This is a genomic window from Terrabacter sp. C0L_2 (genome assembly GCF_036352015.1).
GTDB lineage: Bacteria > Actinomycetota > Actinomycetes > Actinomycetales > Dermatophilaceae > Terrabacter > Terrabacter tumescens.
Window position 1 is genome coordinate 4,623,100 of record NZ_CP143557.1, and the last position, 26,486, is coordinate 4,649,585.

At 72.0% G+C, this 26,486-nt stretch carries 28 protein-coding genes and 3 tRNA genes; 12 read left to right on the plus strand and 19 right to left on the minus strand.

What is annotated here, in order from left to right; genetic code table 11:
• Entirely contained in the window at positions 1-510 is a 510-nt protein-coding gene (locus U5C87_RS21510; protein ID WP_330474431.1) for a DUF4178 domain-containing protein, read from the plus strand.
• 103 nt (positions 511-613) lie between these two features.
• Here U5C87_RS21510 and U5C87_RS21515 read toward each other — a convergent pair whose 3' ends face one another.
• Positions 614-1,726 (minus strand): hypothetical protein, encoded by a 1,113-nt coding sequence (locus U5C87_RS21515; RefSeq protein WP_330474432.1) that lies wholly within the window; start codon positions 1,724-1,726, stop codon positions 614-616.
• Positions 1,727-1,907: 181 nt separating this feature from the next.
• Here U5C87_RS21515 and U5C87_RS21520 point away from each other — a divergent pair, with 181 nt between their 5' ends.
• Together U5C87_RS21520 and U5C87_RS21525 are read left to right on the plus strand one after the other, a co-directional pair.
• Entirely contained in the window at positions 1,908-3,299 is a 1,392-nt protein-coding gene (locus U5C87_RS21520) for an FAD-binding oxidoreductase (RefSeq protein ID WP_330474433.1), read from the plus strand.
• Positions 3,299-4,423, plus strand: coding sequence for a pyridoxal-phosphate-dependent aminotransferase family protein (locus tag U5C87_RS21525; protein ID WP_330474434.1), 1,125 nt, complete (start codon positions 3,299-3,301; stop codon positions 4,421-4,423). Before U5C87_RS21520 ends, U5C87_RS21525 begins: the two co-directional genes overlap by 1 nt.
• A 156-nt stretch (positions 4,424-4,579) precedes the next feature.
• On the opposite strand, the gene rplL is transcribed toward U5C87_RS21525, so the two are convergent.
• The gene (rplL, locus tag U5C87_RS21530; protein WP_030194119.1) at positions 4,580-4,966 is read right to left on the minus strand and encodes a 50S ribosomal protein L7/L12; all 387 of its coding nucleotides are present in this window, start codon (positions 4,964-4,966) and stop codon (positions 4,580-4,582) included.
• A gap of 66 nt (positions 4,967-5,032) precedes the next feature.
• Positions 5,033-5,617 carry a 50S ribosomal protein L10 gene (gene rplJ, locus U5C87_RS21535; RefSeq protein WP_330474435.1) on the minus strand — a complete coding sequence of 195 codons (585 nt, stop codon included), beginning with the start codon at positions 5,615-5,617 and terminating at the stop codon, positions 5,033-5,035.
• Between the two features lie 372 nt (positions 5,618-5,989).
• Between rplJ and U5C87_RS21540 the strand changes: the two genes are divergently transcribed.
• Positions 5,990-6,925 (plus strand): DUF3152 domain-containing protein, encoded by a 936-nt coding sequence (locus U5C87_RS21540; protein ID WP_330474436.1) that lies wholly within the window; start codon positions 5,990-5,992, stop codon positions 6,923-6,925.
• A 145-nt stretch (positions 6,926-7,070) separates the two neighbouring features.
• Here the strand turns inward: U5C87_RS21540 and U5C87_RS21545 are convergent, their stop codons facing one another.
• From U5C87_RS21545 to U5C87_RS21575, 7 genes are all read right to left on the minus strand, one after another.
• On the minus strand, positions 7,071-8,327 hold the full coding sequence (locus U5C87_RS21545; protein ID WP_330474437.1) for a choice-of-anchor P family protein: 1,257 nt from the start codon (positions 8,325-8,327) through the stop codon (positions 7,071-7,073).
• 234 nt (positions 8,328-8,561) lie between these two features.
• Complete coding sequence (ggt, locus tag U5C87_RS21550; protein ID WP_330474438.1) at positions 8,562-10,445, minus strand: gamma-glutamyltransferase; 1,884 nt, start codon at positions 10,443-10,445, stop codon at positions 8,562-8,564.
• A 353-nt stretch (positions 10,446-10,798) separates the two neighbouring features.
• Positions 10,799-11,515, minus strand: coding sequence for a 50S ribosomal protein L1 (gene rplA / locus U5C87_RS21555; RefSeq protein ID WP_030194106.1), 717 nt, complete (start codon positions 11,513-11,515; stop codon positions 10,799-10,801).
• Between the two features lie 163 nt (positions 11,516-11,678).
• On the minus strand, positions 11,679-12,110 hold the full coding sequence (gene rplK, locus U5C87_RS21560; RefSeq protein ID WP_030194100.1) for a 50S ribosomal protein L11: 432 nt from the start codon (positions 12,108-12,110) through the stop codon (positions 11,679-11,681).
• Positions 12,111-12,205: 95 nt separating this feature from the next.
• Positions 12,206-13,066 carry a transcription termination/antitermination protein NusG gene (gene nusG / locus U5C87_RS21565; RefSeq protein WP_330474439.1) on the minus strand — a complete coding sequence of 287 codons (861 nt, stop codon included), beginning with the start codon at positions 13,064-13,066 and terminating at the stop codon, positions 12,206-12,208.
• An 82-nt stretch (positions 13,067-13,148) separates the two neighbouring features.
• The gene (secE, locus tag U5C87_RS21570; RefSeq protein ID WP_030194094.1) at positions 13,149-13,418 is read right to left on the minus strand and encodes a preprotein translocase subunit SecE; all 270 of its coding nucleotides are present in this window, start codon (positions 13,416-13,418) and stop codon (positions 13,149-13,151) included.
• Positions 13,419-13,530: 112 nt separating this feature from the next.
• Positions 13,531-13,603 (minus strand) — tRNA-Trp (locus tag U5C87_RS21575).
• Positions 13,604-13,894: 291 nt separating this feature from the next.
• On the opposite strand from U5C87_RS21575, the gene U5C87_RS21580 reads away from it, so the two are divergent.
• From U5C87_RS21580 to U5C87_RS21595, 4 genes are all read left to right on the plus strand, one after another.
• Complete coding sequence (locus U5C87_RS21580; RefSeq protein WP_330474440.1) at positions 13,895-15,280, plus strand: aminotransferase class I/II-fold pyridoxal phosphate-dependent enzyme; 1,386 nt, start codon at positions 13,895-13,897, stop codon at positions 15,278-15,280.
• On the plus strand, positions 15,277-15,798 hold the full coding sequence (locus U5C87_RS21585) for a DUF5709 domain-containing protein (protein ID WP_330474441.1): 522 nt from the start codon (positions 15,277-15,279) through the stop codon (positions 15,796-15,798). The genes U5C87_RS21580 and U5C87_RS21585 overlap by 4 nt, the downstream gene beginning before the upstream one ends.
• A gap of 129 nt (positions 15,799-15,927) precedes the next feature.
• Positions 15,928-16,956 carry an adenosine deaminase gene (locus tag U5C87_RS21590; RefSeq protein ID WP_330474442.1) on the plus strand — a complete coding sequence of 343 codons (1,029 nt, stop codon included), beginning with the start codon at positions 15,928-15,930 and terminating at the stop codon, positions 16,954-16,956.
• A gap of 147 nt (positions 16,957-17,103) precedes the next feature.
• Positions 17,104-17,799 (plus strand): hypothetical protein, encoded by a 696-nt coding sequence (locus tag U5C87_RS21595; RefSeq protein ID WP_330474443.1) that lies wholly within the window; start codon positions 17,104-17,106, stop codon positions 17,797-17,799.
• A gap of 88 nt (positions 17,800-17,887) precedes the next feature.
• On the opposite strand, the gene U5C87_RS21600 is transcribed toward U5C87_RS21595, so the two are convergent.
• The 6 genes from U5C87_RS21600 to U5C87_RS21625 all read right to left on the minus strand — a co-directional run bounded on the left by U5C87_RS21600 (position 17,888) and on the right by U5C87_RS21625 (position 20,561).
• Positions 17,888-18,961, minus strand: coding sequence for a UDP-N-acetylmuramate dehydrogenase (locus U5C87_RS21600; RefSeq protein ID WP_330474444.1), 1,074 nt, complete (start codon positions 18,959-18,961; stop codon positions 17,888-17,890).
• A gap of 16 nt (positions 18,962-18,977) precedes the next feature.
• The gene (locus U5C87_RS21605) at positions 18,978-19,433 is read right to left on the minus strand and encodes a MaoC family dehydratase (protein WP_330474445.1); all 456 of its coding nucleotides are present in this window, start codon (positions 19,431-19,433) and stop codon (positions 18,978-18,980) included.
• Positions 19,433-19,879: an FAS1-like dehydratase domain-containing protein gene (locus U5C87_RS21610; RefSeq protein WP_330474446.1), complete on the minus strand. Its 447-nt coding sequence runs from the start codon at positions 19,877-19,879 to the stop codon at positions 19,433-19,435. Before U5C87_RS21610 ends, U5C87_RS21605 begins: the two co-directional genes overlap by 1 nt.
• Positions 19,880-20,009: 130 nt before the next feature.
• Positions 20,010-20,141 carry a 50S ribosomal protein L33 gene (gene rpmG / locus U5C87_RS21615; RefSeq protein WP_223129069.1) on the minus strand — a complete coding sequence of 44 codons (132 nt, stop codon included), beginning with the start codon at positions 20,139-20,141 and terminating at the stop codon, positions 20,010-20,012.
• Between the two features lie 209 nt (positions 20,142-20,350).
• Positions 20,351-20,427 (minus strand) — tRNA-Met (locus U5C87_RS21620).
• Between the two features lie 61 nt (positions 20,428-20,488).
• Positions 20,489-20,561 (minus strand) — tRNA-Thr (locus U5C87_RS21625).
• A 152-nt stretch (positions 20,562-20,713) separates the two neighbouring features.
• Here U5C87_RS21625 and U5C87_RS21630 point away from each other — a divergent pair.
• The gene (locus U5C87_RS21630) at positions 20,714-22,000 is read left to right on the plus strand and encodes an AI-2E family transporter (RefSeq protein WP_330474447.1); all 1,287 of its coding nucleotides are present in this window, start codon (positions 20,714-20,716) and stop codon (positions 21,998-22,000) included.
• A gap of 25 nt (positions 22,001-22,025) precedes the next feature.
• Here the strand turns inward: U5C87_RS21630 and U5C87_RS21635 are convergent, their stop codons facing one another.
• The gene (locus U5C87_RS21635; RefSeq protein WP_330474448.1) at positions 22,026-22,919 is read right to left on the minus strand and encodes a hypothetical protein; all 894 of its coding nucleotides are present in this window, start codon (positions 22,917-22,919) and stop codon (positions 22,026-22,028) included.
• A 59-nt stretch (positions 22,920-22,978) separates the two neighbouring features.
• Between U5C87_RS21635 and U5C87_RS21640 the strand changes: the two genes are divergently transcribed.
• Entirely contained in the window at positions 22,979-23,800 is an 822-nt protein-coding gene (locus U5C87_RS21640; RefSeq protein ID WP_330474449.1) for a hydrolase, read from the plus strand.
• Positions 23,801-23,817: 17 nt separating this feature from the next.
• On the opposite strand, the gene U5C87_RS21645 is transcribed toward U5C87_RS21640, so the two are convergent.
• The gene (locus U5C87_RS21645; RefSeq protein ID WP_330474450.1) at positions 23,818-24,021 is read right to left on the minus strand and encodes a DUF2945 domain-containing protein; all 204 of its coding nucleotides are present in this window, start codon (positions 24,019-24,021) and stop codon (positions 23,818-23,820) included.
• A 109-nt stretch (positions 24,022-24,130) separates the two neighbouring features.
• Between U5C87_RS21645 and U5C87_RS21650 the strand changes: the two genes are divergently transcribed.
• Together U5C87_RS21650 and U5C87_RS21655 are read left to right on the plus strand one after the other, a co-directional pair.
• Positions 24,131-24,349 carry a BatC protein gene (locus U5C87_RS21650; protein ID WP_330474451.1) on the plus strand — a complete coding sequence of 73 codons (219 nt, stop codon included), beginning with the start codon at positions 24,131-24,133 and terminating at the stop codon, positions 24,347-24,349.
• Positions 24,349-25,596, plus strand: coding sequence for a cupin domain-containing protein (locus U5C87_RS21655; protein WP_330474452.1), 1,248 nt, complete (start codon positions 24,349-24,351; stop codon positions 25,594-25,596). Before U5C87_RS21650 ends, U5C87_RS21655 begins: the two co-directional genes overlap by 1 nt.
• A 123-nt stretch (positions 25,597-25,719) precedes the next feature.
• Here U5C87_RS21655 and U5C87_RS21660 read toward each other — a convergent pair whose 3' ends face one another.
• Positions 25,720-26,433, minus strand: a complete 714-nt coding sequence (locus tag U5C87_RS21660; RefSeq protein ID WP_330476734.1) for a helical backbone metal receptor — start codon at positions 26,431-26,433, stop codon at positions 25,720-25,722.
• Positions 26,434-26,486: the final 53 nt, after the last annotated feature.

Consider the following 26,486-nt stretch of genomic DNA (forward strand, 5'->3'; position numbering starts at 1 on the left):
ATGCGCGCAGAACTGCGGCCGTCACAGGTCGCACCGGGGGCTGTGCTCGAGCTCGAGGGCCGCCAGCGCCGCGTCATCGGCAGCCTGCACTTCGTCATGGACGGCACGCAGTGGCGCGAGCACTGCGTGCAGACCTCGCCCGGCCCGAAGGAGTGGCTCTCGATCCGCCCCCGGGGCGGGGTGACGGTTGTGCACTGGACGCCGCGCTACGACCTCTTCGGCGAGCCCGACCCGGCGGGGGTCACGATGGACGGGAGCTCGTGGACCCTCGACAGCTCCGGGCACGCCACGTACACCGCCACGGGCGACACGGGCACCGGCCCGAGCGGGTCGTGCGACTTCGTCGAGTACGTCGAGGACGTCGAGGAGGTCGGGAGCGGGGCAGCCGACGTGCCCGTGCGGGTCGGCCGGCTGCTCGTCTTCGAGAGCTTCGACGGCGGGGTGTGGGAGGTCAGCATCGGCCGCCGCCTGGCCCCGGGGGCGGTGCGCGGCTACCGGGGCGGCGCCTGAAGCAGCGCCCGACCGAGCACCTGACGCAGCGTCTGACCCAGCGCCTGACCCAGCGCCTGACCCAGCGCCTGACCCAGCGCCTGACGCAGGGCCTGACGCAGTGTCAGCGGTGGGTGCCGGTGACCTCGTGGCTCACGTCGTCGCCATCGACGCGGAGGGTGACGGCGGCGACACGCTCGCTTCCCTCGACCTCGTCGAGGCGCCCGAGCACCTCCGCCAGGCGCCCGAACGTCTCCTGCGTCGGGACCGGCGCCTGCCCGTCGGCGTTGCCCGACAGGCCCGTCAGTCGAAGGTCCGGGTCGATCGTGAGCGCGGCCGTCAGGCGCTGGACGGGCGCGCCGCGCTGCTCCTCGATGCCCTGGCGCAACGTCCGGGCGAGGTCGTCGAGGACCTCCGAGGAGGTATGCCGGGTGGTGGCCTCGGCGCCGACCGCGGCGGCTGGCGCGGGCTCGGTCTCGGTCTCGAGCGCGGACTCGGTCTCGGACTCGATCACCGGCACGGGCTCAGGCGCAGCCTCGGACGACGGCTGCGGCACCGAGTCGGCCAGGGGTTCCGGCGCGGGCTCGGGTTCGGTTGCGGCAGAGGGCTGCCCGCTCGGGGCCGCCGGCGCGGCGTCAGCACGCGGCGCGTGCCCCTCGCTGAGGAAGCCGATGCCTGCGAACTCGATCTTGCCGAAGTCGACCTCGGCGTCGCGGGCGAGGGAGTTGTCGATGACGTAGGCGAGGTTGACGGCGAGGTCGGTCATGCCGGGGTGCAGCTGCTGGCCGACGAAGCGCGCGCAGAGGAGCAGGGCGTGCACGCGAACCATGGTGCGGCCCTTGCGGTCCTGCACCTGCTGGTCCGCCTCGACCCGGCCCAAGTCGAAGCCCTCGCCCGGGTAGAAGTGCAGCGGTCGGTCGAGCACGAGGAGGGAGTAGTCCGGACGGTCGGAGCCCGGGATGAGGCGGTAGAGCTCGCCGTTGAGGGGCAGCTGCCACTCGAGCTCGGGAGCGGCCGTGTCGAAGTGGGTGACGCAGACGAGGGGGCCGTAGCGGCCCATCGGGCCGGGCGCGGCCGCCGTGGAAGCCGAGGGCCCCGAGGTCGCAGGCGCAGGAGCAGCGGTCGCCGTGGGGTCGGGCACCGGCACGGGCGGCACCGGCGGAGCGCCACCGGCGTCCGGGCCGGCCGTCCCCGCGTGGTCAGCATCCGGCTTGAAGGTGCGCGACAGCCATCCCATGCGGCAAACCTACCGGGAGCCCCTCGCAGAATCGGCGGGGCGTCGCCGCAACACCTCGGGAGTGTCGAGGGCGTCCTCGTGCGGGGCAAACGGGCGGGGGCGCGCCCGACCGGGCGACACGGCATACGCCGTCGTCTCGCCCGGGACGCGCAGCGCGACCGGTCGTGGTTACGGTGGTCCAGTGACGACAGTGAGCAAGGACGCTCCCGACCTGCGGGCCATCGACGGGCTGGCCGGGTCCCTGACGCCCGGGGCCCTGCTGACCGAGCCGGACAGCGTGGCCGCCTACCGCTTCGACTACACGGCTGACGCCGGAGCCGGTATGCCGCTCGCCGTGATCCGCGCGTCGAGCGCGGCCGACGTGCAGGCCACCGTGCGCTGGGCCGGCGAGCACGGCGTCCCCGTCGTGCCGCGCGGCGCGGGCAGCGGCCTCTCGGGCGGCTCGAACGCGATCGACGGCTGCATCGTGCTCAGCCTCGACCGGATGCGGGCCGTGGAGATCGACCCTGCCACGCGCACGGCCGTCGTCGAGGCGGGCGCGCTCAACGTCGAGGTCAAGCAGGCCGCGGCCGAGCACGGCCTCTGGTACCCGCCCGACCCGTCGTCGTTCGAGATCTGCTCGATCGGGGGCAACGTCGCGACCAACGCCGGCGGCCTCTGCTGCGTCAAGTACGGCGTGACCACCGACTACGTGCTCGGGCTCGACGTCGTCCTCGCCGACGGCACGCTCGTGCACCTCGGTGGGCAGCGGGTCAAGGACACCGCGGGCCTGTCGCTCGTCAAGCTCTTCGTCGGCAGCGAGGGCACGCTCGGCGTCGTGACGCGGGCGACGCTGCGCCTCGTGCCGGCCCAGGCGCCGCCCGCCACGCTGGTCGCGACCTTCGACACCGTCGAGGACGCCGCCCGGGTCGTCGTCGCGGTGGGCAACACGCTGCGCGCCTCGATGATGGAGCTGATGGACCAGACCTCGGTCAACGCCGTCGAGGACCACCGCAGCATGGGCCTGGACCGGGAGGCCGGGGCGATGCTGCTCGCCCAGTCCGACGCGCCGGGCGCCGCGCGCGGCGAGGAGATCGCCGCTATGGAGCGCCTGTGCGAGGCCGGGGGCGCCCGCGAGTGCTTCACGACGACCGATGCCGCCGAGGGCGAGCTGTTCGTCGCCGCACGCCGGGCCGCGATCGTCGCCATCGAGCGGCGCGGCGCGATCATGCTCGAGGACGTCGGCGTGCCCGTGCCGCGCCTGCCCGACCTGCTGACCGGCATCGCCGAGATCTCGCGCCGACACGACGTCGAGATCCCGGTCGTCGCCCACGCGGGTGACGGCAACACCCACCCCGTCATCGTCTATCCCGCCGGCGACGCCGCGGCGAAGGACCGTGCGACACAGGCGTTCTCGGAGGTCATGAGCCTCGCCATCGGGCTCGGCGGCACCATCACCGGTGAGCACGGCATCGGGCGCCTCAAGCGCGCCGCCCTCCCCGAGCAGCTCGGGCCCGACGTCATGGCCCTCACCCACCGCATCAAGCAGGCCCTCGACCCGCAGGGCATCCTCAACCCCGGAGCAGGATTCTGATGACCACTCCCCCCGCGACCACCCGCCGCCTCATCGCCGAGCGACACCTCTTCGGCCCCGGACCGTGCAACCCCTACCCCGAGGCGACCCTCGCGCTCGCGGCGCCGCTCCTCGGGCACCTCGACCCGGACTTCCTCGCCATCATGGACGAGACATGCGATCTGCTCCGCCACGTCTGGGGCACCGACAACCGCCGCACCCTGCCGCTGTCCGCGACGGGCTCGGCCGGCATGGAGGCGGCCTTCGTCAACACCGTCTCCCCCGGCGACGTCGTCGTCGTCGCGGTCAACGGACTCTTCGGCGAGCGCATGGTCGACGTCGCGGGTCGCCACGGCGCCGAGGTGGTCCGGGTCGACCACGAGTGGGGCACGCCGGTCGACGCCGAGCGCGTGGCCGCCGCTCACCCGTCACCGAAGATCATCGCCGCCGTCCACGCCGAGACCTCGACGGGCGTCCGGTCCGACATCGCCGCGCTCGGAGCCCTCAAGGGCGACGCGCTGCTGCTCGTCGACGCCGTGACGAGCATCGGCGGCATCGAGCTGCGCGCCGACGACTGGGGCATCGACATCGGCTACGCCGGCACCCAGAAGTGCCTCGGCGTCGCCCCGGGCCTCGCGCCCTTCACCATCAGCGACCGGGCCTTCGAGCGCCGGGTCGAGAAGCCGTCGTCGTGGTACCTCGACCTCGGCCTGCTCGGCGGCTACGTCGGCGAGGCTTCCGGGGCTGGCAAGCGGACCTACCACCACACCGCCCCGACCGCGATGGTCGTCAGCCTCCACGCCGGCCTGCAGCGCATCGCCGACGAGGGCCTCGAGAAGGTCTGGGACCGCCACGCCGAGGCCGGACGTCTCCTGCAGGACGGCCTCGAGGAGATGGGCCTCGAGCTCTTCGCCGCCGAGGGCTCGCGCCTGCCCGAGCTGACGACCGTCCGCGTCCCCGACGGCGTCGACTCGGCTGCCGTCCGCGCCTACCTGCTCGAGCGTCACGACCTGGAGATCGGGGCCGGCGTGGGCGAGTTCGCCTCGACCGTCTGGCGCATCGGGCTCATGGGCCACAATGCGCGGCCCGACCGCGTCGCCCTCGTCCTCGCCGCCCTCAAGGACGCCCTGGCCCACGCCGCCTGACCATCGTCGCACCACCCCAACGAGTCGATGTATCAGCGCGGCCTCTGGGCCACGCAGATACATCGACCCTCTGGACGGGCAAGCGAAAGGCGGGCCCGACCAGAGGTCGGACCCGCCTTCGTGGTAGAGCAGTGATCCCGGCTGAGCCGGGTCAGATCACTTGAGCTCGACGGTCGCGCCAGCGCCCTCGAGCTGCTCCTTGGCCTTCTCGGCCGCAGCCTTGTCGACACCCTCGAGAACGGGCTTGGGGGCGCCGTCGACGAGGTCCTTGGCCTCCTTGAGGCCGAGGCTCGTGAGCGCGCGGACCTCCTTGATGACCTGGATCTTCTTGTCGCCGGCGGCGGTGAGAACGACGTCGAACGAGTCCTTCTCCTCCTCCTCGACGGCGGCAGCGCCACCGGCACCGGCCGCGGGAGCGGCGGCGACGGGGGCAGCAGCGGTGACCTCGAAGGTCTCCTCGAACTGCTTCACGAACTCCGAGAGCTCGATGAGGGTCATCTCCTTGAAGGCGTCAAGGAGCTCGTCGGTGCTGAGCTTCGCCATGATGGCTTCCTTCCTGTTACTTGCCGTGAGTGGCTGTTTGATGAATCGAGCGGGCGCCGGTGGGCGTCAGCTCTCGTCGCCACCCTCGGCGACGTCGGTGGTTGCCTCGGCGGCCGGAGCCTCCGTGGCGGGGCCCTGCTCCTCGCGCTTCTGGCGCAGAGCCTCGACCACACGGGCCGTCTGCGACAGAGGAGCGACGAAGAGGTAGGCGGCCTTGGTGAGGGAGCCCTTCATGGCGCCCGCAAGCTTGGCCAGCAGAACCTCGCGGGACTCGAGGTCCGCGAGCTTCGTGATCTCCTCGGGGGACAAGGCCTTGCCGTCGAGGACGCCGGCCTTGATCACGAGGAGGGGGTGTGCCTTGGCGAAGTCACGCAGACCCTTGGCCGCCTCGACCGGGTCACCGGTGATGAAGGCGATGGCCGACGGGCCCTGGAGGTGGCCGTCGAAGGCCGTGATACCGGCCTCCTTGGCGGCGCGCTCCGTGAGCGTGTTCTTGACCACGGCGTAGGTGGCGTGTTCCCGGATCGAGCTGCGCAACTGCGAGAGCTGGGCCACGGTCAGACCGCGGTACTCGGTGAGAACGGCCGCACCGGACTCACGGAACTTGTCCGTGATCTCGGCAATGGCAACGTCCTTCTCGGTGTTCGCCATCTGGGCCTCCTTCCCTTGCGTGGTGCCGCCGGGCGAGGATCCGAAGGGCCTGCACGAGAAAGAGCCCCGGCGCAGGGCGCTCGGGGCTCGCAGCGACACACACGAGGTATGCCGTGAGGCTGAGTGTCCTGCGCTGGCTGCCCACAACACGTGCGGGACCTTCGGGAGATCGTGGTTGCCCACGCCCTCCAACCGGCGGTCATTGGTCGTGGACCAGAGTACGGGCAAGGTCCCCTGCCGGCCAAATCGAGGTGGGCACCCCTTGGCTCCGGTCACTCGACGGCCGCTCGCCGGCCACTCGACGGCCTGCACCGCGGCGGGTCAGGCGCCTGATCCCCCACCGCACAGGGTACGTGTCCTACCGTGACACCCATGGCGAGTGGCAGCGCAGGGCGGAGAGCGACCCCTGCCCAGCGGCAGGCGATCCGTCGCCGCCGCTCGTGGGCGGCCCTGGCCGTCATCGTGTGCATCGCCGCGGACATCTGGTCCGTGTCGTGGGCCGGCGCCGGTGAGCCGGTGACCGAGAGCGTGCTGTCGCGCGCGTCCCGGGTGGCCCAGGCTGTCGGACGCGCCCCGGCGGTCTCGATCGACCAGATCGAGCGGGTGCCCGACGCCCAGACCGACTCGCAGACCGACCCCTGGGCCAATCCGCAGGACGGCCGCACCACCTCGGGCGGCTCAGGCGCAACGCCTCCCGCCACGCCGGCCGCAGGCACCGGCGACGGCAAGGACGACAAGGGAGCCGTCATCGAGTCCGGCTCGGGCCGGTTCACGGTCGTCGCCATGCCGGCCAAGGCCCTGCGCCCCGCCCCGGCCGACGGACGCACCGTCCGCTACACGGTCGAGCTCGAGGGAGGCGTCGACATCCGCGCCGAGGACTTCGCCACGACGGTGGGGACGGTGCTCACCGACCCGCGCGGGTGGCAGGCCAAGGACGGCGTCCGCTTCGTCAACGTCTCCCCCGCCGACGCGGCCAAGGGCGCGACCGTCGACCTGCACATCACCCTCGCGAGCCCCGACACGACCGACAAGCTCTGCGCGCCGCTGGAGACCCGGGGACAGGTCAGCTGCCACAACTCCGGCCGCGTCGTGCTCAACCTGCGCCGGTGGGTACTGGGGGCCGAGGCCTACGGCAGCGACGTGGCGCAGTACCGGATCTACCTCGTCAACCACGAGGTCGGCCACGGGATCGGTCACGCCCACGCCTACTGCAGCGGCAAGGGCAAGGTCGCTCCGGTGATGATGCAGCAGACCTACGGCCTCAAGGGCTGCACCGCCTGGCCGTGGCCGACCGCCAAGCCGGCCTGACCGGCTGCACCACCCCGTCAGCGCACCCTCGCGCCCTCGCACGCACGCAGCAGTGGCCGCGGACCTCTCGGTCCGCGGCCACTGCTCTCACCTCATCCGGCCGCCGGGCGCGATCGGCGGCTCAACCCGGCCCTCCTGACCCTGGTCAGAGCAGGGTCGTCGCCGAGGCACCGACCCGGATGACGGAGCCGGTCGGGAGCGAGCCGAAGACGCGGTTCGTGACGATCTCGACCATCACCACGTCGACGGACTTCGAGGTGCGCACGACCTTGTGCAGCGTGACGCGTCCCAGCCCGGGCACCGTGATGACGGTGTTGGGCTTGACCGAGGACGAGATGGCCGGCAGGCCGACGATGCGCAGGCCGACGAAGCGCGAGCGGTCGGTGACGACGGGCACTGCGCCCGGGGCGGCCTGGGAGACGGACGTGTCGGCGATGACGGCGTCGGCGCTGATGAGTCCGCCGAGCACCCGCGGTCCGGCGATGGTGTTCTTCACGGACGAGCTGCGCGTGAGCGTCGTGACCTTCGAGAGCACCTCGGTCGTCGTCGTACCGGTCGACACGAGTCCGGGGACACCTGCCGTGGCGAGGGTGGCCTTGCCGGAGCCACCGGTGCAGGGCGGGTAGGCCAGCGCGGTGCGGCTCGTCGCGACGGCCCCGTTGGCGAGGGTCGCGGACGTGGCGTAGCCGGACCCGCTGACGAGGCCGAGGATCGGTCGCGACAGCGTCGTGCGGGAGACCCCGACGTCGATGCGCGAGCCGATCGGCAGCCCCAGCGAGTTCTTGCCGGTGACCACGACGCGCAGGGCGACGGTGCTGACCTGGAGGTCGTTGCCGACCACGGCCTTGGTCTGCTGGTTGAGGTAGACCGTCGCGAGCGCGGCGCCGGTGGAGGTCTTCAGGGAGATGGCGGAGTTCGGGGCCGGGACGGCGTTGAGCGCGCGGCCGCCGACCTTGAGGCCGACGAGCTGGGACTGGTTGCTGCCGGTCAGTGCGCCGGCGGTGCTGCGGGCCGCGGAGCTCGTCGAGGTGACGGCGTCGGCCCGCACGAGGCCGCCCAGCAGGTTGACGCCGGACGTGGTCGAGGAGGCGCGGCTGGAGTGTCCGCTCGCCGACTGGGCAGACGAGGCGCTCGTGCGGGTGGCCCCGACCGAGGCCGCGGCCGGGACGTTGACCGCGGCGGTCGACCCGGTGACGGTGCGGCCGAACGCCGTCGTGCACCCGATGGCGGCGAGGGCGGTCGGTCCGGAGCGCACCAGTCCGCCGACGACGACGTAGGTGCCGTAGGCCGAGGCGGAGACGCCGGTGCTGGCCGTCGCTGCCGTGGCCGGTGCGGCGCTGATGGGGACGGCCAGTCCTGCGACGGCCGCTGCGGACAGTACTGCCGTGAGCTTCCTGATCATGTCGGTGGTGCTCCTGTCATCGATGCCCTGCTCATCGATCCCCTGACCGATGTACCACGGACAACGAGGCAGGTCTACGGCGTGTTACGCGTCGAATGCGAGAAACGTCGACCCTGTGTGGTAGTGCGGGTATTTGCCCCTTCAACGACCGTCCGACGCCGCGCACGGCGAGAGGCCGGCCCCCGTCGGGGACCGGCCTCTCGTGCTGTCCTCTGGCGTCGCCGCCGTCCGCCCTCAGCGGGGGTGGACGACCATGGCCGACCCACCGCCGCGCCGGGTCGGCTCGGCGGCCGCCTCGAACAGGCCGTGGCCGAGGCTGCGGATCGCCGTCACCGCGCCGATCTCGTTGGGCGTGCCGGCCGAGGCCAGCTTGTGGCCCATGGCCGTCAGGGCTGCTCCGGTCGGGCCGCCGAGGATGGCCGGCTCGGCTCCCTCGCTCGCCCCGTTCCGGGAGCTGAGGCGCGGGGCCGCGATGGCGTCCACGAGCGACAGGTTGCGATCGAGGTAGCCGAGGATCGTCTGCGACACCGACGTGATGATCGTCGCGCCACCGGGCGAGCCCACGGCCAGGAACGGCTTGCCGCCGTCGAGCAGGATGGTCGGGCTCATCGAGGACCGGGGCCGCTTGCCGGGGCCGGGCAGGTTCGGGTCCGGCACGCCCGCCGTCAGCGGCGTGAAATTGAAGTCGGTGAGCTCGTTGTTGAGCAGGAAGCCGTAGCCCGGGACCGTGATGCCCGAGCCACCCGTCTGCTCGATCGTCAGGGTGTAGGACGCGACGTTGCCCCAGCGGTCGGTGACCGTCAGGTGCGAGGTCGACTGACCCTCGTAGGGCTCCTTCTGAGCGACCGTGCCGGGAGCACACGAGGTGTAGGAGCCGTCGGGCGAGCCGAACGGGATCGGTCGCGGCTGCGCCTTCATGGGGTCGAACAGGCAGGCCCGCTCAGCCGCGAAGGCCGGGTCGGTCAGCTCCTTGACCGGCACGCCGGGCACGTCACCGACCCAGCGGTTGCGGTCGGCGAAGGCCGTGGCCGACGCCTCGGAGAACCGGTGGAGGTAGTCGACGTCGGACAGCGCCGAGGTCTTGACGCCGGTGCGGTCCTCGTAGGCCTGGACGAGGCCCAGGATCTCGGCCACGGCGATGCCGCCGGAGCTCGGGACCGGCATGCCGTAGACGTCGTAGCCCTTGTACTGCGAGTGGATGGGGGCCTTGGTCAGCGCGCGGTAGGCCCTGAGGTCGGACATCGTCATCTGCCCACCCATGACGGAGGCGCCCGACGTGGTGTGCGGGGCGCGCGACTCGGCCACGATCGCCTGACCGAGCCGGCCGGCATACAACGCCTGGGTGCCCTGCGTGCGCAGCGTGCGGTACGCCTTGGCCATGTCGGGGTTGGTGAAGACCGAGCCGACCGCGGGCGCCTTGCCGTCACGCAGGAAGACCTCGGCCGTGGCGGGGAAGACCGAGAAGCGCGCGGCGTTGGCCGTCGTCTGGTCGGCGAAGGTCTGGTCGACGACGAAGCCCTTCTCGGCGAGACGCTCGGCAGGCTTCAGCGCCGCGTTGAGCGAGAGCGTGCCGTGGTCGCGCAGCGCCTTGGCCCACAGCGCCGGCGTGCCGGGCACCCCGATCGACAACCCCGAGTTGACGACGGTGTTGAAGTTCATCGCCGACCCGTCAGGGTTGCGGAACGTGTTCTCCGTGAACGTCGCCGGCGCCGTCTCGCGACCGTCGATCGTCGTGACATGTCTGGTGCGGGCGTCGTAGTAGACGAGGAACCCGCCGCCGCCGATGCCGGCGCTGTAGGGCTCCGTGACGCCGAGCGCCGCCGCGGTCGCGACGGCCGCGTCGGCCGCGTTGCCCCCGCGAGCCAGCACGTCGATGCCGACCTGGGAGGCATCCCGGTCGACCGAGCTGACCGCGCCTCCCGATCCGGTCATGACCGCCGCCTTGGGCAGCGGGGTGGGCCTGCCGTGCCACCCGTGGTCCCGCGCCGGCGCGGCCGCGGGCGCAGCAGAGGGTTGGGCACCGGCCGTGGCCGGGAGCAGGGAGAGTGGGAGTCCGACGACGAGAGCGCCGAGGACCCAGCGTGAACGTGTCGTGGTGCGTGCGCTGTGACGACTCATCTTTCGACCGTACTGGGGCGTTACGGACCCCGCCCGACGAAATTCCCGGCGCCCGACGCATGGGACGGAGCGCTCACTCGACTGGGGAGGAGCGTTCATTCGAGACCAGGAGCGAGTGGGAGCGCGGTGACCACGAGCGACGCGGCGCGCGTTGCTGGGAGCGGCATCGGCGACGGGCAGCGTGTCCCGAGAAGCGAGCGTCCCGGCATACGCCCGTCGTCGCTCCACGCCGCGAGCAGTGACACGCGACGTGGTGCAGCCAGCCACACGGCGAGAGCCCGCCAGCCACACGAAAGCGAGAGCCCGCCACCCCCCCAGGGGGTGACGGGCTCTCGACTGCGTGGGTCAGGCGATCAGGCCTGGTCCTCCTCGGCGAGGAGGTTGCGCGTCTTGGAGAAGTCGAGCGGGATGCCCGGGCCCATCGTCGTGCTGACGGTGGCCTTCTCGATGTAGCGGCCCTTGGAGCTGGCCGGCTTCAGACGCAGGATCTCCTCGAGCGCGGCGGCGTAGTTCTCGACGAGCTTGGCCTCGTCGAAGGAGGCCTTGCCGATGATGAAGTGGAGGTTCGCGTGCTTGTCGACGCGGAACTCGATCTTGCCGCCCTTGATGTCGGCGACGGCCTTGGCGACGTCCATCGTCACGGTGCCGGTCTTCGGGTTGGGCATGAGGCCACGCGGGCCGAGCACCTTGCCGAGACGGCCGACCTTGCCCATGAGGTCGGGGGTGGCGACGACGGCGTCGAAGTCGAGCCAGCCGCCCTGGACCTTCTCGAGCAGGTCGTCGGAGCCGACGTGGTCGGCGCCGGCCTCGCGGGCGGCCTCGGCCTTGTCGCCGTTGGCGAAGACGAGGACGCGGGCGGTCTTGCCCGTGCCGTGCGGCAGGTTGACCGTGCCGCGGACGGCCTGGTCGGCCTTGCGGGGGTCGACGCCGAGGCGCATGGCGACCTCGACGGTCTCGTCGTACTTGGCCTTGGCGGTCTGCTTGGCGACGCGGACGGCCTCGAGCGGGGCGTAGACCTTGCCCGGCGTGACGAGCTCGGCTGCGGCGCGGTAGTTCTTGCTGCGCTTCATGGAACTGCTCCTTGCGTTTTCGTGGAGTCGTGGTGCGACCGTGCGCTGGTCTCCCACGGGGGCTTCGCGGCCGTATGCCGTGTGCCCCGGTTCGGGGTGGCCCGCCCTCACGAGGAGGGCGGGCTCCCGAAGCTTCGGTGACCCGAGCTGCTCAGAGCTGGGCTCAGAGCTCGGTGTCGATGCCCATCGAGCGGGCGGTGCCGGCGATGATGCGCGCCGCCATCTCCTCGTCGTTGGCGTTGAGGTCTTCCATCTTCTGACGGGCGATCTCGAGGACCTGGTCGCGCGAGAGCTTGGCGACCTTGGTCTTGTGCGGCTCACCGGAACCCTTGGCGACGCCGGCGGCCTTTTTGATGAGCTCGGCGGCCGGCGGGGTCTTCGTCACGAAGGTGAACGAGCGGTCCTCGTAGACCGTGATCTCGACCGGGATGACGTTGCCCCGCTGGGACTCCGTCGCGGCGTTGTACGCCTTGACGAACTCCATGATGTTGACGCCGTGCTGACCGAGGGCCGGGCCGACGGGCGGGGCGGGGGTGGCCTGACCGGCCTGGATCTGCAGCTTGATGAAGCCGGAGACCTTCTTCTTGGGGGGCATGGATGCCTACCTTCTTCGTTGTGGACCGACGCCGTGGGCGATGACCCGGTTGCATGCCGGTGCGGGGTGCCGCACCGAACGTGGTGGGACCTTGCTCAGATCTTGGCGACCTGGGCGAAGGAGAGCTCGACCGGGGTCTCCCGGCCGAAGATCGAGACGAGCACCTTGAGCTTCTGCGTGTCGGTGTTGATCTCGGAGATCGTGGCGGGAAGGGTCTCGAAGGGCCCCTCCATGACGGTGACGGACTCGCCGACCTCGAAGTCGACGACGCGGACGTCCTTCGGGGCGCCCGAGCCGGAGGCGGCAGCGGCGCCGTCGGCACCGGCAGCGGCCTCGAAGGTCGGGGCGAGCATCGTGAAGACCTCGTCGATCGACAGCGGCACGGGCTGGTGGGCGTTGCCGACGAAGCCGGTGACGCCCGGCGTGTGGCGCACGGCGCCCCAGCTCTCGTCGGTGAGGTCCATGCGGACGAGGACGTAGCCGGGCATCCGGACGCGACGGACCTGCTTCTTCTGGCCGTTCTTGATCTCGGTGACCTCCTCCATGGGGACCTCGATCTCGAAGATGAAGTCCTCCATGTTGAGGGTCTGGATGCGCGTCTCGAGGTTGGCCTTCACGCGGTTCTCGTAGCCCGCGTAGGAGTGGATGACGAACCAGTCGCCGAAGCGGCTGCGCAGGTCGGCCTTGAAGTCGGCGACCGGGTCACCGCTGCCCTGGGCAACCGGCTCGGCGGTCTCGCCGGCGTCGTCGCCCTCGGAGGTCTCGTGCTCGGTGGCCTCGGAGTCGTCGGCGGACGCGTCGGCCTCGAGCTCGTCGGTCGCGTCGGAGTCGGTGTCCTCAGCACCCGACTCGACGTCGGACGCCGCGAGCTCGTCGGTCTCGACCGCGGGGTCGACGACGTCGCTCTCGGTGCTCTCGCCGTTCGGGGCGCCCTCGTGGGCGAACTGCTCGGACACGCTCTGACCTACTTCCTTGCTCGTGGACCAGCCGGTGGGGGCTGGCGGTGACATCCCGTGGTGCGGGGCGCCGACTCGTGCGTCAGGTGGCCGAGCCGGTGAAGGCCCAGGAGATCAGCCGGCTCAGACCGAAGTCGAGCCCTGACACGAGGGCCATCATGATCACGACGAACACGACCACGACGGTCGTGTAGCGCACGAGCTCGGGGCCCGTCGGGCGCACGACCTTGCGCAGCTCGTCGAGGATCTGGCGCACGAAGAGGCTGATCGCGCCGAAGAGACGCGACACCGGGTTGCCGCCGCGAGCCTTGTCGGCACGGCCGGACCCGCGCTTGGCGCTCGTCTCGGTCACGATTCCTTCTTTCTGCCTGGGTGTCGGCCCGCGACAGCAGCCCGCTGCGTGTCATCCACGCTGGGCCATAGTCGCGTGCCGCCTTGCACGACGACCACATCACTGGGATGCGCAGGGCAAGAGGGACTCGAACCCCCAACCGCTGGTTTTGGAGACCAGTGCTCTACCAATTGAGCTATTGCCCTTCGCCGCGGACGTTGGGTGTCCACGGCGGGACGGCATGCGTCAGCATGGCCAGCGAAGCCGTCCGAGGGACGATCATACGGGACGGATGCGCCGCAACGCGAACCGACCACGTGGACCCACCCGAGCAGCACTGCTGGGGTCGGCCCGACCGCCTGGTCCACCCTACGCCGCAGGCTCGCCGCCGCCACCCCGCTGCCACCCCGACGGGAGCGCGCGCCCTCGTGGAAGCCGGCGACCCGGCATACGGACTCGGCCGCCCGGGAGGGCTGACGCAGTGGCAGGATCGAGACGTGACGAACCCGCGCACCCCCCTCGCGTCCCTGTCCGACGACGACCTGGCCGGCTTCCTCGCCGAGCAGCGGTCCGCCTACGAGGCCCTCAAGGCCCGCGGGCTCAAGCTCGACCTGACGCGCGGCAAGCCGTCGGCGGCGCAGCTGGACCTGTCCGACGACCTGCTCCACCTGCCGACGACGACGAAGGACCGCGCTGGCGTCGACGTGCGCAACTACGGCGGTCTCGAGGGCCTCGCCGAGCTGCGCGAGATGTTCGCCGAGCTGCTCTGGGTCGAGCCCTCGCAGGTCGTGGCGGGCGGCAACTCCAGCCTGACGATGATGTACAGCACCATCGTCGACTTCCTGCTCTTCGGCGGCGTCGAGTCCCCGCGCCCGTGGAGCCAGGAGGAGAAGGTCCGCTTCATCTGCCCCGTGCCCGGCTACGACCGGCACTTCTCGATGCTCGCCTCGTTCGGCATCGAGATGGTGACCGTCGACATGCACGAGGACGGCCCGGACATCGCCACCGTCGAGGCGCTCGTCAAGGACGACCCGAGCGTCAAGGGCATCTGGATCGTGCCGACCTACGCCAACCCCTCCGGCGCCGTCGTGTCGCAGGAGATCGCGGCGCGGCTCGCGGCCATGCCGACCGCGGCCCCCGACTTCACGATCTTCTGGGACAACGCGTACGCCTTCCACCACCTGACCGAGGACGAGGCCAAGAGTGCGGACATCCTCAGCCTGGCGGCGGCCTCCGGCCACCCGAACCGCCCGATCATGTTCGCCTCGACCTCGAAGATCACCTTCGCCGGCGCCGGCGTGGCCGTGCTCGCCGCGAGCGAGGCCAACGTCAAGTGGTACCTCGGGCACCTGGCCATGGGCTCCATCGGTCCCGACAAGGTCAACCACCTGCGCCACGTCGAGTTCTTCCGCGACGCCGACGGCGTGCGGGCGCACATGCGCAAGCACCGCGAGATCATCGCGCCGAAGTTCGCGGCGGTGAACGAGGCGCTGACCAGCGGTCTGGAAGGCCTCGAGGTCGCCGAGTGGAGCCACCCGACCGGTGGCTACTTCGTCAACCTCGACGTGCTCGACGGCACCGCCTCGCGCGTCGTCGCCCTGGCCAAGGAGGCCGGCATCGCCCTGACGCCCGCCGGCGCGTCCTTCCCCCTCGGCCAGGACCCCCGTGACCGCAACATCCGCCTCGCCCCGACCTTCCCGGTGCTCGAGGAGGTGCGCACGGCCATGGCCGGCGTCGCGACGTGCGTCGCCCTCGCCGCGGCCGAGAGGCTGACGCAGGACCGCGCTGCCCGGGTAGGGGCAGAAGGCGACGGCGACACGCCGCCCGCGCACCACGCCACGAACACCGCCACGAACACCGCCACCGAAGGAGCCTCGCGATGAGCGACACCGGTCCCAACGAGAACATCTCCGACGACCTGACCACCTACAGCGTCGACGACGAGGACCAGCTCCAGCCCGAGGACACCCTCGACGACGGCGACCTCGACGACGTGCTCGACCGCGGCTACTCCCCCAACGACCGCCCGCAGGGCGTCACGGCACACGGCACGACCGCCTACGAGGAGTCCCTCGACGAGACCATCGACGAGCGCATCCGCCAGGAGGTGCCCGACCCCAACTCGGCCTACGGCGCGCCCGACAACGAGAGCGGCCTCGACGACGACCGGGTCGGCGGCGACGACCCCGACTCCATCGACGCCGAGGACGACTGGCTCGGCGACAACGAGGTGGGCGACGCCCGCGCGGGCCGTCTCGTCGCGGACGACGAGGGCGCCCACGAGGACGACGAGAAGCAGGTGTGGGCCAGCGACGTGGGCGTCGACGGGGCCGGCGCCTCGGCCGAGGAGGCCGCCATGCACGTCGTCGACGAGATCGCCTCCGAGCCCGACGAGGACTGAGAGCCCTGGGGGCGCAGGCTCCCTGACGAGACGACGAGAGGCCACGGCCGGCACCAGCCGGTCGTGGCCTCTTTCGCACCCGCCGTGGCCGCTCGGCGCGTGCCGGGGCCGGGTGACACACTGACCCGCATGACGCGCTCGGTGCAGGACCTGCCCAAGGCCCACCTGCACCTCCACTTCACCGGGTCGATGCGGGTCGGGACGGTGCGCGAGCTCGCCGCCACGCACGGCATCCGCCTCCCGGACGCCCTCGTCTCGGAGTGGCCGCCCCGGCTCGCCAAGGCCACCGACGAGCGCGGCTGGTTCCGCTTCCAGCGGCTCTACGACGCCGCCCGGGCGTGCGTGCGCAGCGAGGAGGACATGCGCCGGATCGTGCGCGAGGCCGCCGCCGACGACGTCGCCGAGGGCTCGCGCTGGCTCGAGCTGCAGGTCGACCCGACGTCGTACGCCCCGTTCGTCGGCGGCATCACGCCGGCGCTCGAGATCGTGCTCGACGAGGCCCGCAAGGTGTCCGCATCGGGCGAGATCGGCGTCGCCGTCGTCGTCGCGGCGAGCCGGATGCGCCACCCCCTCGAGGCCCGGACGCTCGCGCGCCTCGCCGCCCACCACGCCGGTGACGAGGCCGGCGACGTCGTCGGCTTCGGCCTGTCCAACGACGAGCGACGGGGGGCGGTGGCCGACTTCGCGCCGGCCTTCGTTATCGCCCGTCGGGCCGGCCTCGCCCTCGTGCCGCACGGCGGTGAGCTGCTCGGCGCCCAGTCGGTCATGGAGACGCTCGAGCACCTCGACCCCGACCGCATCGGCCACGGCGTGCGCAGCGTCGAGGACCCGCAGGTGCTCGACGCCGTCGCCGAGGCGGGCGTGACCCTCGAGGTGTGTCCCGGCAGCAACGTCGCGCTCGGGGTCTACGCCGAGGCCGGCGAGGTGCCGCTGCGCCGGATCATCGAGGCCGGCGTCCCCGTCGCCCTCGGGGCCGACGACCCGCTACTCTTCGGCTCGCGCCTCGTGGCCCAGTACGCCGCGGCCCGCGACCTCGGCCTCGACGACGCGGAGCTGGCCCGGCTCGCCCGCGGCTCCCTCGAGGGCAGTCGTATGCCGTCGGCCCTGCGCCGCGCGGCACTGGCCGACGTGGACGCCTGGCTCGACACCCCGGCCTGACCTCGGCGTGAGACGGAGCACACGCCGGACCGGGCCGTACCGGGACACAACGGACGCCGTCCTCGGGGTGCCACGGGGCCGCGCCCGCGTCGCGGCGGTCCGCCGGGTTTGCTGATCCTCGGTGCGCCCGGTCATGCTGGTGGGGACATGAAGACTTCTGCCGCCATCACCGCACGCCCATCGACCGCCCCTCGAGCCCGTCTGCGGCGCCTCGCCGTCGTCGGTCTCGTCGCCCCAGTCGTCGCGCTCGCGGCGTGCAGCGGCGAGGCTGCCGTCACCGCCGACCCGACCGCACCGGCCGGCGCCACCACGGCCAGCCCGAGCTCACCCGCCACGACCTCGGCCCAGCCGTCGACAACGGCCCCGACCACCTCGGCCACGACCGACGCTCCCCCGACCGACAAGGTGTCGTACACCTCGGTCAAGGCCGTCATCAAGGACCCCGACCTCGGACACACGATCACCGCGGTCCGGGTCGCCCGGCACCTCAAGTGGCCGAGCGGGCAGCCGGTCGGTGCCGAGCAGTTCGAGATCGTCGGCGTGCGCCTGACCGCCTCGGCCGGGTCGCGCTACTCCGCCTCGATCGACCCGTCGATGTTCTCGCTCATCGCCGCCGACCCCAAGCAGACGGTCACGCCGACGAGCGAGTTCACCAAGCGCTGGAACGCCATCCCGCTCAAGTCCGCCAAGCGGTCGACGACGACGAGCGGCTGGGTGTTCTTCAAGGTCAACCGCGGCACGACGAGCGCACTGCGCCTCGCCTTCAACCGCCCGGCCTACCAGGTGAGCACGACCGACAAGAACATCGGCGCCAAGACCTTCTCCGTCGTCCTGACGAAGTAGCGGCTGCGCGTCACCCCAGACGGAAGGCCCCGGCTCCCAACGGAACCGGGGCCTTCCGTCTGCGCGGGGTGAGGCGTTGGGTCGCGAGTCAGAGCTGCTCGCCGACGATGACCGGCTCGTTGACGAGGGTGACGCCGAAGGTGTCACGGACCCCGTCACGCACCTGGCGGGCGAGGGCGAGCACGTCTGACGTCGTGGCGCCGCCGCGGTTGGTGACGGCCAGCGTGTGCTTCGTCGACAGTGCGGCCGGTGCGGGCAGCCCGAAGCCCTTGCTGAAGCCGGCGTGGTCGATGAGCCACGCCGCGCTCGTCTTGACCCGGCCGTCCGGCTCGGGGAAGCGAGGGGGTGTGGGCCCCTCCCACCCGAGCCGCTCCCCCACCCGCTCGACGAGGGTGTCGAACTCGTGGCGGCTGAGGATCGGGTTGGTGAAGAACGAGCCGCACGACCAGGTGTCGGGGTCGGCGTCGTCGAGCACCATGCCGCGGGAGCGGCGCTGCTCGAGGACCGCCTCGCGGGCGTCGGAGAGGGGGACGCGCGTGCCGAGCTCGACGTCCAGGCCCTTCGCCAGGGCGGCATACGCGATCGGGCGGCTGAGGTCGGCGACCTCGAACTGGAAGAGCACGTCGAGCACCACGTAGCGCGAGTGGCCCTTGAAGCGGGAGTGGCGGTAGGTGAAGGCGCAGTCGGCGTTCATGAACGTGCGCACGGCCTGCTCCTGCCGGTCCCACGTGCGCACCTGGGCGATGGTCTGCGAGACGTCCTGGCCGTAGGCGCCGACGTTCTGGATGGGGGTGGCGCCGGTGCGCCCGGGGATGCCGCTCAGCGCCTCGACACCGGCCCAGCCCTCCGCGACCGCGCGGGCCACGACGTCGTCCCACACCTCGCCCGCTGCCACCCGCACCACGGCTCCGCCGCAGTAGTCGGCGGACTCCGGCTCGATGCCGGACGTCGCGACGTGCACGACCGTGCCCTCGAAGCCGTCGTCGGACACGATGAGGTTGGAGCCTCCGGAGACGACGAGCAGCGGCTCGTCGGCGTCGTCGACCTCCCGCACCGCGTCGACGAGCTCGTCGGTGGTCGAGACGGTGACGAGACGGGCGGCCGGACCGCCGACGCGCATCGTCGTCAGCGTGGAGAGGGGGACGTCGTGTTGCTCGCGCACGGGTGGGCCGATCCGGTCAGTCCAGGACGACGACGGCGAGGGCGCGGCCGAGGACCTTCTCGCCACCCGCGGTCGCGGTCAGCTCGACGGTGACCCGCTTGGCCTCGGGGTCGGCGGCCTTGACGACGCCGGACACCTCGATGTCGGCTCCGGCCTCGTAGGGCACGACGACCGGCTTGGTGAAGCGCACGCCGTACTCGACGACGCGACCGGCGTCGCCGGCCCAGTCGGTGACGAGGGTGACGGCCGAGCCCATCGTGAACATGCCGTGGGCGATGACGTCGGGCAGCCCGACCTCCTTGGCGAACCGCTCGTCCCAGTGGATCCGGTTGCGGTCGAGCGAGGCCCCGGCGTACTGCACCAGGCGGGCGCGGTCGACGTGGACGGTGCGCGCGGGCAGGGCGTCGCCGACCGAGACGCTGTCGAAGGCGCGCACCTCGGTGGCTGCCGGGGTACTGGGCTGGGCGGACATCACTCGCCTCCTCGGATGACGATGGTCGACGTGGCCGTGCAGACGGCCTCGCCCTGCTCGGTGGCGAGCTCGGTGCGGGTGGTCACCATGGCGTGACCGCCGGCCTCGCGGACGGTGTCGACGTGCAGGGTGCCGACGACGGCGTCACCGGCCGTGAGCGGCCGATGGTGGGTGAAGCGCTGCTCGCCGTGGACGACCCGCGAGAAGTCGATGCCGGCCTCGGGGTCGCTGATCAGCTGCGCGTCGCACTGCTGGGCGATGAGCACCGCGAACGTCGGCGGCGCGATGACGTCGGCGTAGCCGCGGGCGCGCGCCACCTCGGCGTCGACGTGCACCGGGTCGGACGAGCCGACCGCCTCGGCGAACTCGCGGATCTTGGCGGCACTGACCCGATAGGTCTCGGTGGGCGGGTAGACCCGGCCCTGGAAGTCTGCGTTCACCGGCATACCGGCACCCTATCGACCGACGCCGACGCGGGCCCGCGCTGCCCACCGCGGGTGAACACGACCGTCGCGGGCCGGGAACGACGACGCTCCCCCGGCCACAGGCCGAGGGAGCGTCGAGGTGGAGCTGGGTTCAGCGGGTCTCGCGGTGCTCCGTGTGCTTGCCGCACTTCGGGCAGAACTTGTTCATCGCGAGACGGTCGGGGTTGTTCCGACGGTTCTTCTTGGTGATGTAGTTGCGGTCCTTGCAGTCCACACACGCCATCGTGATCTTCGGACGGACGTCGCTGCTCTTGCTGGCCACGGCAACCTGCTCTTTCGGGAACGTACTTGGGTGTTCGGTCGTCTTGCGACGGGTGTCGCGCGGCGCGTCACGCGTTCCGGGCGGCATCCCCGGGGTGACACGCAGGCGCGACGTCCAAGGTTACGCGACACCCCGATGATTCCAAAAATCGAAGCGGATGCGCGCGGAAGTGGTAGCGGGAGCGGGGCTCGATCCCGCGACCTCACGATTATGAGTCGTGCGCTCTAACCAGCTGAGCTACCCCGCCATGGGCTGTCGTCCTCCGGCCCTGCCGCAACTGCGACACGGGCCGGAGACCGACCGACCAGAGCCCCAATAGGGAATCGAACCCTAGACCTTTTCCTTACCATGGAAACGCTCTGCCGACTGAGCTATTGGGGCACGGCCGACCCGGTGAAAACGTCTTGAGAACGCCTTCAGGTCGACCTGTTGTGCGACGGCGAGACTACACGTTCCGCGGCGCGGATACGAAATCGACCCCCGATCCACGCGAGGTCCCGGTGTCGCGGCACGGCGGCTGGGAGGATCGGCCCATGAGCGAGTCGCCGTCGCCGGACGAGCAGGAGCGCCAACAGCCCGTCGGGCCTCGCCCCGCCCGCACGGGGCCGCGGACGCCCGCGCCGTCCGGGGAGCCTGCTGCCGTCGCCGACGTGCAGGTTCGCTTCGACCGGCGGAGCGTGTGGCGCGCCGGCTGGACGCTCGTCGGAGTCGTGGCCCTCGCGGCTCTCGGCAAGTGGGTGCTCGACGACGGCGGCACCGTCATCTTCACCCTCGTCATGTCGATGCTCGCGGCGATCGCCATGGAGCCCGCGGTCGCTCGGCTGTCGCGGCGGATGCGGCGCGGTCTCGCGACGTTCATCGTCATGTTCGGCGTGATCCTCTTCTTCGTCGTCTTCCTCATCGCCTTCGGACAGCTGCTCGCCGAGCAGCTCGGGACGCTCGTGCGCGCGGTGCCCGACCTGCTGCGACACGTCACGACGTGGGCCGCCGAGACGTTCGGGATGTCGCTCGACTACGCGACGATCCTGGGGCAGCTCGGCATCGGCACGTCGGTGCTGACCTCGGCCGCGCAGAGCATCGCCGGCGGTCTCGTCGGTGCGCTGGCCACGGTGCTCGGCGCGGCGTTCAGCAGCCTGACGTTCGCCTTCTTCACCTTCTACCTCTCGGCCGACCAGCCGCGGCTGCGTCGCTGGGTCGCCCGCCTGGCGCCGCCCCGCCGGCAGGAGATGCTCTCGACGGCGTGGGAGCTGGCCATCATCAAGACCGGGGGCTACGTCTCGGCCCGGCTCGTGCTGGCGGCCATCTGCGGCGGGCTCTCGGCGGCCTTCATGCTCGTCATCGGCATGCCCTACTGGCTGGCCCTCGGCATCTGGACCGGCGTCGTGGCGCAGTTCGTGCCGACGGTCGGGACCTACATCGCGATCGCCCTGCCCGTCTTCGTCGGGCTCGTCGGCCCCCAGCCGTGGCAGGGCGTGGCCATGCTCGCCTTCGCGCTCGTCTACCAGCAGGTCGAGAACCTCACCCTCGAGCCGCGCATCTCGGCCCAGGCGGTCAACGTCCATCCCGCGGTGTCCTTCGCCGCAGTGCTCTTCGGGGCCGCGCTCTTCGGGGTCGGCGGCGCTTTCGTCGCCGTCCCCGTCGCCGCCCTCCTGCTCGCGCTCTTCGAGATCTACTCCCGCACGTACGAGCTGACGCCGGAGCTCGCGGCGACCCAGCCCGGCGAGCGGCCCCCGTCTGACGAGACGGACGAGTCGGAGGGCGCCGTGGCCTCGGGCCGCAGGCTCGCCGAGCGGGTGCGTCGACGGCTGCACCGCGACTGACGATCCGGCCCCGCCCGCCCGTGCCTCAGTCGCCGGCGTCGTGGGCGTCGAGCGCCTTCCGGGCCGCCGCCTCCTCCTCCTCGCGTCGATCGCGTATGCCGTGTGCCTCGTCGAGCTCGCCCGTCACCTTCTCGAGGCGTGCCCTCGCGGTCGCCAGCCGTCGTTCGAGGTCGGCGATGCCCTCGGTGACCTCCTCCTGACGGGCGGTCAGGACCGCGACCTGGCGGTCGGCGGCCCGCAGCTCGGTGCGGGCTGTCTCGACGGCCGACTGCAGCCGGGTCCGCTCGGCGGTGCGCCTGCTGCGGCGCCGCTCCTCGAGGTCGACCGGGTCACCGCCCCCGCCGGGGAGCACGGACAGGGACGGGCGCGTGGGCCCGTCGCCGTCACCCCCGTCGCCCTCGTCGCCGGCGTCGCCCAGGGCGACGACGTCCGCGACGTCGACGGAGCCGAACCCGGAGTAGCTGAGCGCCTTGACGAGCGCACCCGTGAGGACGGAGGCCTCCGCACCCTCGTCCGCGATGAGCGCCGTCAGGGTCTCGCGCACCTCCTGGGCCACACCCGCACCGAGCCGCTGGCCCTGCTCGCCGGCGACCTCCGCGATGCGGTCGGCAAGGGCGTCGACGCGCCAGGCGCGCTCCCGGCCGAGCACCCGGAGCTGGTCGGCGTCGAGGGTGCGCTGCGCCTCGCGGAGCAGGTCGGCGAAGGCGCGCAGCTCGTCGACCTCGTCGCCGTGCTCGCGGACGAAGTGGTTGACCGCCCACGCTGCCACCGTCGGCTTGCGCAGCGCGCCGATCGACGTGGCCAGGGACTTCTCGCCGGCGGCCCTCGCCTCGGCCACCAGCTCGGCACGCAACGGCGTGAAGCGGGCGGGCGGGACGGCATACAGCTGCTCGACGGCGGCGCGCAGGTGCAGGATCACCCGTGCATCCTCCCGCAAACCCGCTGGTGCGGCCCGCTGCGGAGCGGCAGGCTGGGCGGGTGATCTGGATCTGTGCCACGTGCGCCGTGGAGACCGACGACCTGCCCACGCCCCCGGAGGCCTGCGCCGTCTGCGAGGACGAGCGACAGTGGGTGCCTGCGGGCGGCCAGCGCTGGACGACGCTCGAGGAGCTGCGCGAGGCAGGGACCCGGATCACCGTCGAGCCGGTCGAGACGGACCTCTGGGGGCTGCGCGCCGACCCGGAGGTCGGCATCGGTCAGCAGACCATGGTCGTCCGGGTGCCCGAGGGCGTGCTGCTCTTCGACTGCGTCGGCTACGTCGACGACGAGTCGCTCGAGCTCGTGCGGTCGCTCGGCCCGACGCTGGCCGTGGCCGCCAGCCACCCGCACATGTACGGCGTGCAGACCGAGTGCGCCCGGGCGCTCGGTGGCGTGCCGGTGCTCGTGGCCGCCGCGGACGGTGAATGGGTGCGCCGCCGCGACCCGCTCGTCGAGCTCTACGACGACCGCCGCGAGGTGGCGCCGGGCCTGACCCTGCACCGGGTCGGTGGGCACTTCCGCGGCCAGGCCGTGGTCGAGTGGACCGCGGGGGCGCAGGGGCGAGGAGTGCTGCTCGCCGGCGACGCCGTCTTCCCCAACCCGGACCGTCGCTCGGTCAGCTTCATGAGGAGCTACCCGAACCGGATCCCCTTGTCGGGCAACGTGGTCCAGCGCATCGCCGGGCAGCTCGAGGGACTGCACTTCGACCGTCTCTACAACAACTTCGGCGCTGTCGTGCCGGCCGACGCCAAGGCCGTCCTGCGCCGCTCCGCGGATCGACATGCGGCGTGGACGCGCGGGGACTTCGACCACCTGACCTGACGCCGCTGGCAGACCGCTCAGCCGGAGCCGAGCGAGGACTCCTTGTGGGCCGCCTGGGCACCGGTCTTGCTCGACTCGACGATCCAGTACGGCTCGTCGTCGGACGCCTTGAACTTCTGCCCGTCGAAGGTGAACTCCTTGACCCGCTTCTCGACGGCCTTGCCCGTGGTGCGGCCCTGGGAGGTGTTCCAGTGGACGGTGTCGCCCTTGCTGATCGCCATGGACCGATCACAACACGACACGGCGACCTGTGCCAGAGGCGGTGCCAGCGGGTAGGTCCACGGGGACGGCGTCGTCCGGCGCCGCTGCACACCCCGTGGAGGAGAAGCGATGAGCGACAACCCGCTGGACCCCGTGAGCGACCCGACCACCGAGGGCCCCGCCGACGGCGGAGCCGACACGAGCAGCCACGACGGCGGCGCTGACGGCGGCGCCGACAGCTCTGGCACCGAAGGCACCGAGGGCCCCGCCGACGGCGGAGCCGACACGAGCAGCCACGACGGCGGTGCCGACGGTGGGGCCGGATCGGACCCAACCAGCTCGATCTGATGTCCGCAGGCACGACGAGCCGAGCGTCCACCCCGACCGGTGGGCGCTCGGCGCTCCGGCGTCTGGTCCCCTTCGACGCCGACGAGTTCGCGCAGGAGCACTGGGCCCGCTCGCCCGTGGTCACGCGGGCCGCCGACCTGCCCGGCGACCTGCTCGAGCTGTTCGGTGAGGACTCCGTGGACGAGCTCGTCTCGCGGCGCGGCCTCCGGGCACCGTTCCTCCGGGTCGCGCAGGACGGTCGGACGCTCGGCGACCGCGAGTTCACCCAGGGCGGCGGCGTCGGCGCCTCGGTCGCCGACCAGGTCAGCGACGACAAGTTGCTGCGCCTCTTCGCCGGTGGCGCCACCATCGTCCTGCAAGGTCTGCACCGCACGTGGGGCCCGCTCGTCGACTTCACCCAGCAGCTCGCGGCGGAGCTCGGGCACCCCGTTCAGGCCAACGCCTACGTCACTCCTAGCCAGAACACCGGCTTCAGCGACCACTACGACGTCCACGACGTCTTCGTGCTGCAGATGGCCGGCGAGAAGCGTTGGCGCATCAGGCCGCCCGTGCGCCCCGCCCCTCTGCGCAACGAGCCGTGGTCCGACCACCGCGCCGAGGTCGAGGAGGCCGCGCAGCGTGCCCCGCAGCGCGAGTTCACCCTCGGCCCCGGAGACGTGCTCTACCTCCCCCGCGGCTGGATCCACTCGGCGACCGCCCTCGGCGGCGTCAGCACCCACCTGACCCTCGGGGTCCACGTCTGGACCCGCCGCCACGTCGCGGACGAGCTCGTCTCCATCGCCCTCGCGTCGGTGAGCCGCGACGAGCGGGTGCGGGCCTCGCTCGACGTGGCACCGAGCGGCTTCGACCACGAGGCCATCACTCCCGATGTCGAGCTCGTCCGAGCCGCAATCGTGCGGGCACTGGGCGAGATCGAGCCGACCGAGGTCGTCGACGCCCTCGAGGCTCGCGCCCGCGGCACGCAGCGGCCGTCGCCCATCGGACCCCTGGCCCAGGTGGCCGCGGCCGAGGCGCTGACGTCCGACACCCTGCTCACGCTGCGACCGCACGTCGCAGCCCGCCTGGTGCCTGCCGGCGACGGCTCGGCGACCCTGCGCAGCCGGCTGGCCGACTTCCCCGTCGAGCGGCACGACGTCGGCACGTTCGTGGCCCTCATCGCTGACGGCGTGCTGCGCGCCGACATGGTGGGTCTGGACCTCGCCCGGCGGCTCATGCTCGCCGGGCTGCTCGTCGTCGCCGAGGACTGACCGTAGGCGGCCACACATGGCCTCTCGACGGTTGAAGAGGGGCCACACGTGGCCTCTCGACGGTTGAAGAGGGGCCACACGTGGCCTCTCGACGGTTGAGGGCCGCTGCCTGGTGGTGGTCGGTCAGGGGGCGACGGCGGCGGTGAGGGCTGCTCGGGCGCCGACGAGGCTGGGGCCGTACCAGGTGAGCAGCCGGCCGCTGACGAGGGCCGTCCGTGCGCGGGCGAACGCCTCGGGACCGTCGTCGGCCGTGAAGACGTAGGGCTCGTCGGGCAGCAGCACCGTGACACCGTCCCGGTCGAGGTCGGACACCTCGACGTGCGGGTAGCGCTCGGCCGAGTCGGCAAGCACGTTGCGCCAACCGAGTCGCGCCACGAGGTCGCCGGTGAACGTGTCGCGACCGACGGCCATCCACGGGTCGCGCCAGATCGCCACGGCGACCTCGAGGGACGGCTCTGGCACCGGACCGCCCCACTCCTCGCCCGCCGCGGCCAGCCAGTCGGGCACTCCCACCTCGAGCACGTCCCGGAAGAGCCGCCCCAGGGACTCGAGCGCAGCGGGAACCGTCTCGATGTCGGTCACCCACACGGGGACACCGGCCTCGCGGAGACGACGCACGTCGAGCTCGCGGTTCTCCTCCTTGTTGGCCACGACGAGGTCGGGCGCGAGCGCGCCGATGACTTTGAGGTCGGGGTTCTTCGTGCCCCGGACCCGTTGCACCGCAAGGTCGCCCGGGTGGGTGCACCAGTCCGTTGCGCCGACGAGCCGCTCGGGGCAGGTCGTCGCCAGCGCCTCGGTGATCGACGGCACCAGCGACACCACCCGCCGTGGTGGCATCGGCAACGACACGGCATACGCCAGGTCGTCGACGAGCGTCACCGGCGGCACGG

Bases quoted from the DNA above. Each gene is read 5' to 3' on its own strand.
- U5C87_RS21660 (WP_330476734.1), bottom strand. From the start codon at position 26,433: ATGCCACCACGGCGGGTGGTGTCGCTGGTGCCGTCGATCACCGAGGCG.
- U5C87_RS21595 (WP_330474443.1), top strand. From the start codon at position 17,104: ATGAAGACTTCTGCCGCCATCACCGCACGCCCATCGACCGCCCCTCGA.
- rplL (WP_030194119.1), bottom strand. From the start codon at position 4,966: ATGGCGAAGCTCAGCACCGACGAGCTCCTTGACGCCTTCAAGGAGATG.
- U5C87_RS21525 (WP_330474434.1), top strand. From the start codon at position 3,299: ATGACCACTCCCCCCGCGACCACCCGCCGCCTCATCGCCGAGCGACAC.
- rplA (WP_030194106.1), bottom strand. From the start codon at position 11,515: ATGAAGCGCAGCAAGAACTACCGCGCCGCAGCCGAGCTCGTCACGCCG.
- U5C87_RS21605 (WP_330474445.1), bottom strand. From the start codon at position 19,433: ATGTCCGCCCAGCCCAGTACCCCGGCAGCCACCGAGGTGCGCGCCTTC.
- U5C87_RS21590 (WP_330474442.1), top strand. From the start codon at position 15,928: ATGACGCGCTCGGTGCAGGACCTGCCCAAGGCCCACCTGCACCTCCAC.
- rplJ (WP_330474435.1), bottom strand. From the start codon at position 5,617: ATGGCGAACACCGAGAAGGACGTTGCCATTGCCGAGATCACGGACAAG.
- ggt (WP_330474438.1), bottom strand. From the start codon at position 10,445: ATGAGTCGTCACAGCGCACGCACCACGACACGTTCACGCTGGGTCCTC.
- U5C87_RS21585 (WP_330474441.1), top strand. From the start codon at position 15,277: ATGAGCGACACCGGTCCCAACGAGAACATCTCCGACGACCTGACCACC.
- rpmG (WP_223129069.1), bottom strand. From the start codon at position 20,141: ATGGCGTGTGTGGACTGCAAGGACCGCAACTACATCACCAAGAAGAAC.
- U5C87_RS21650 (WP_330474451.1), top strand. From the start codon at position 24,131: ATGAGCGACAACCCGCTGGACCCCGTGAGCGACCCGACCACCGAGGGC.
- U5C87_RS21545 (WP_330474437.1), bottom strand. From the start codon at position 8,327: ATGATCAGGAAGCTCACGGCAGTACTGTCCGCAGCGGCCGTCGCAGGA.
- U5C87_RS21515 (WP_330474432.1), bottom strand. From the start codon at position 1,726: ATGGGATGGCTGTCGCGCACCTTCAAGCCGGATGCTGACCACGCGGGG.
- U5C87_RS21510 (WP_330474431.1), top strand. From the start codon at position 1: ATGCGCGCAGAACTGCGGCCGTCACAGGTCGCACCGGGGGCTGTGCTC.
- U5C87_RS21645 (WP_330474450.1), bottom strand. From the start codon at position 24,021: ATGGCGATCAGCAAGGGCGACACCGTCCACTGGAACACCTCCCAGGGC.
- U5C87_RS21630 (WP_330474447.1), top strand. From the start codon at position 20,714: ATGAGCGAGTCGCCGTCGCCGGACGAGCAGGAGCGCCAACAGCCCGTC.
- U5C87_RS21540 (WP_330474436.1), top strand. From the start codon at position 5,990: ATGGCGAGTGGCAGCGCAGGGCGGAGAGCGACCCCTGCCCAGCGGCAG.
- U5C87_RS21655 (WP_330474452.1), top strand. From the start codon at position 24,349: ATGTCCGCAGGCACGACGAGCCGAGCGTCCACCCCGACCGGTGGGCGC.
- U5C87_RS21610 (WP_330474446.1), bottom strand. From the start codon at position 19,879: ATGCCGGTGAACGCAGACTTCCAGGGCCGGGTCTACCCGCCCACCGAG.
- rplK (WP_030194100.1), bottom strand. From the start codon at position 12,110: ATGCCCCCCAAGAAGAAGGTCTCCGGCTTCATCAAGCTGCAGATCCAG.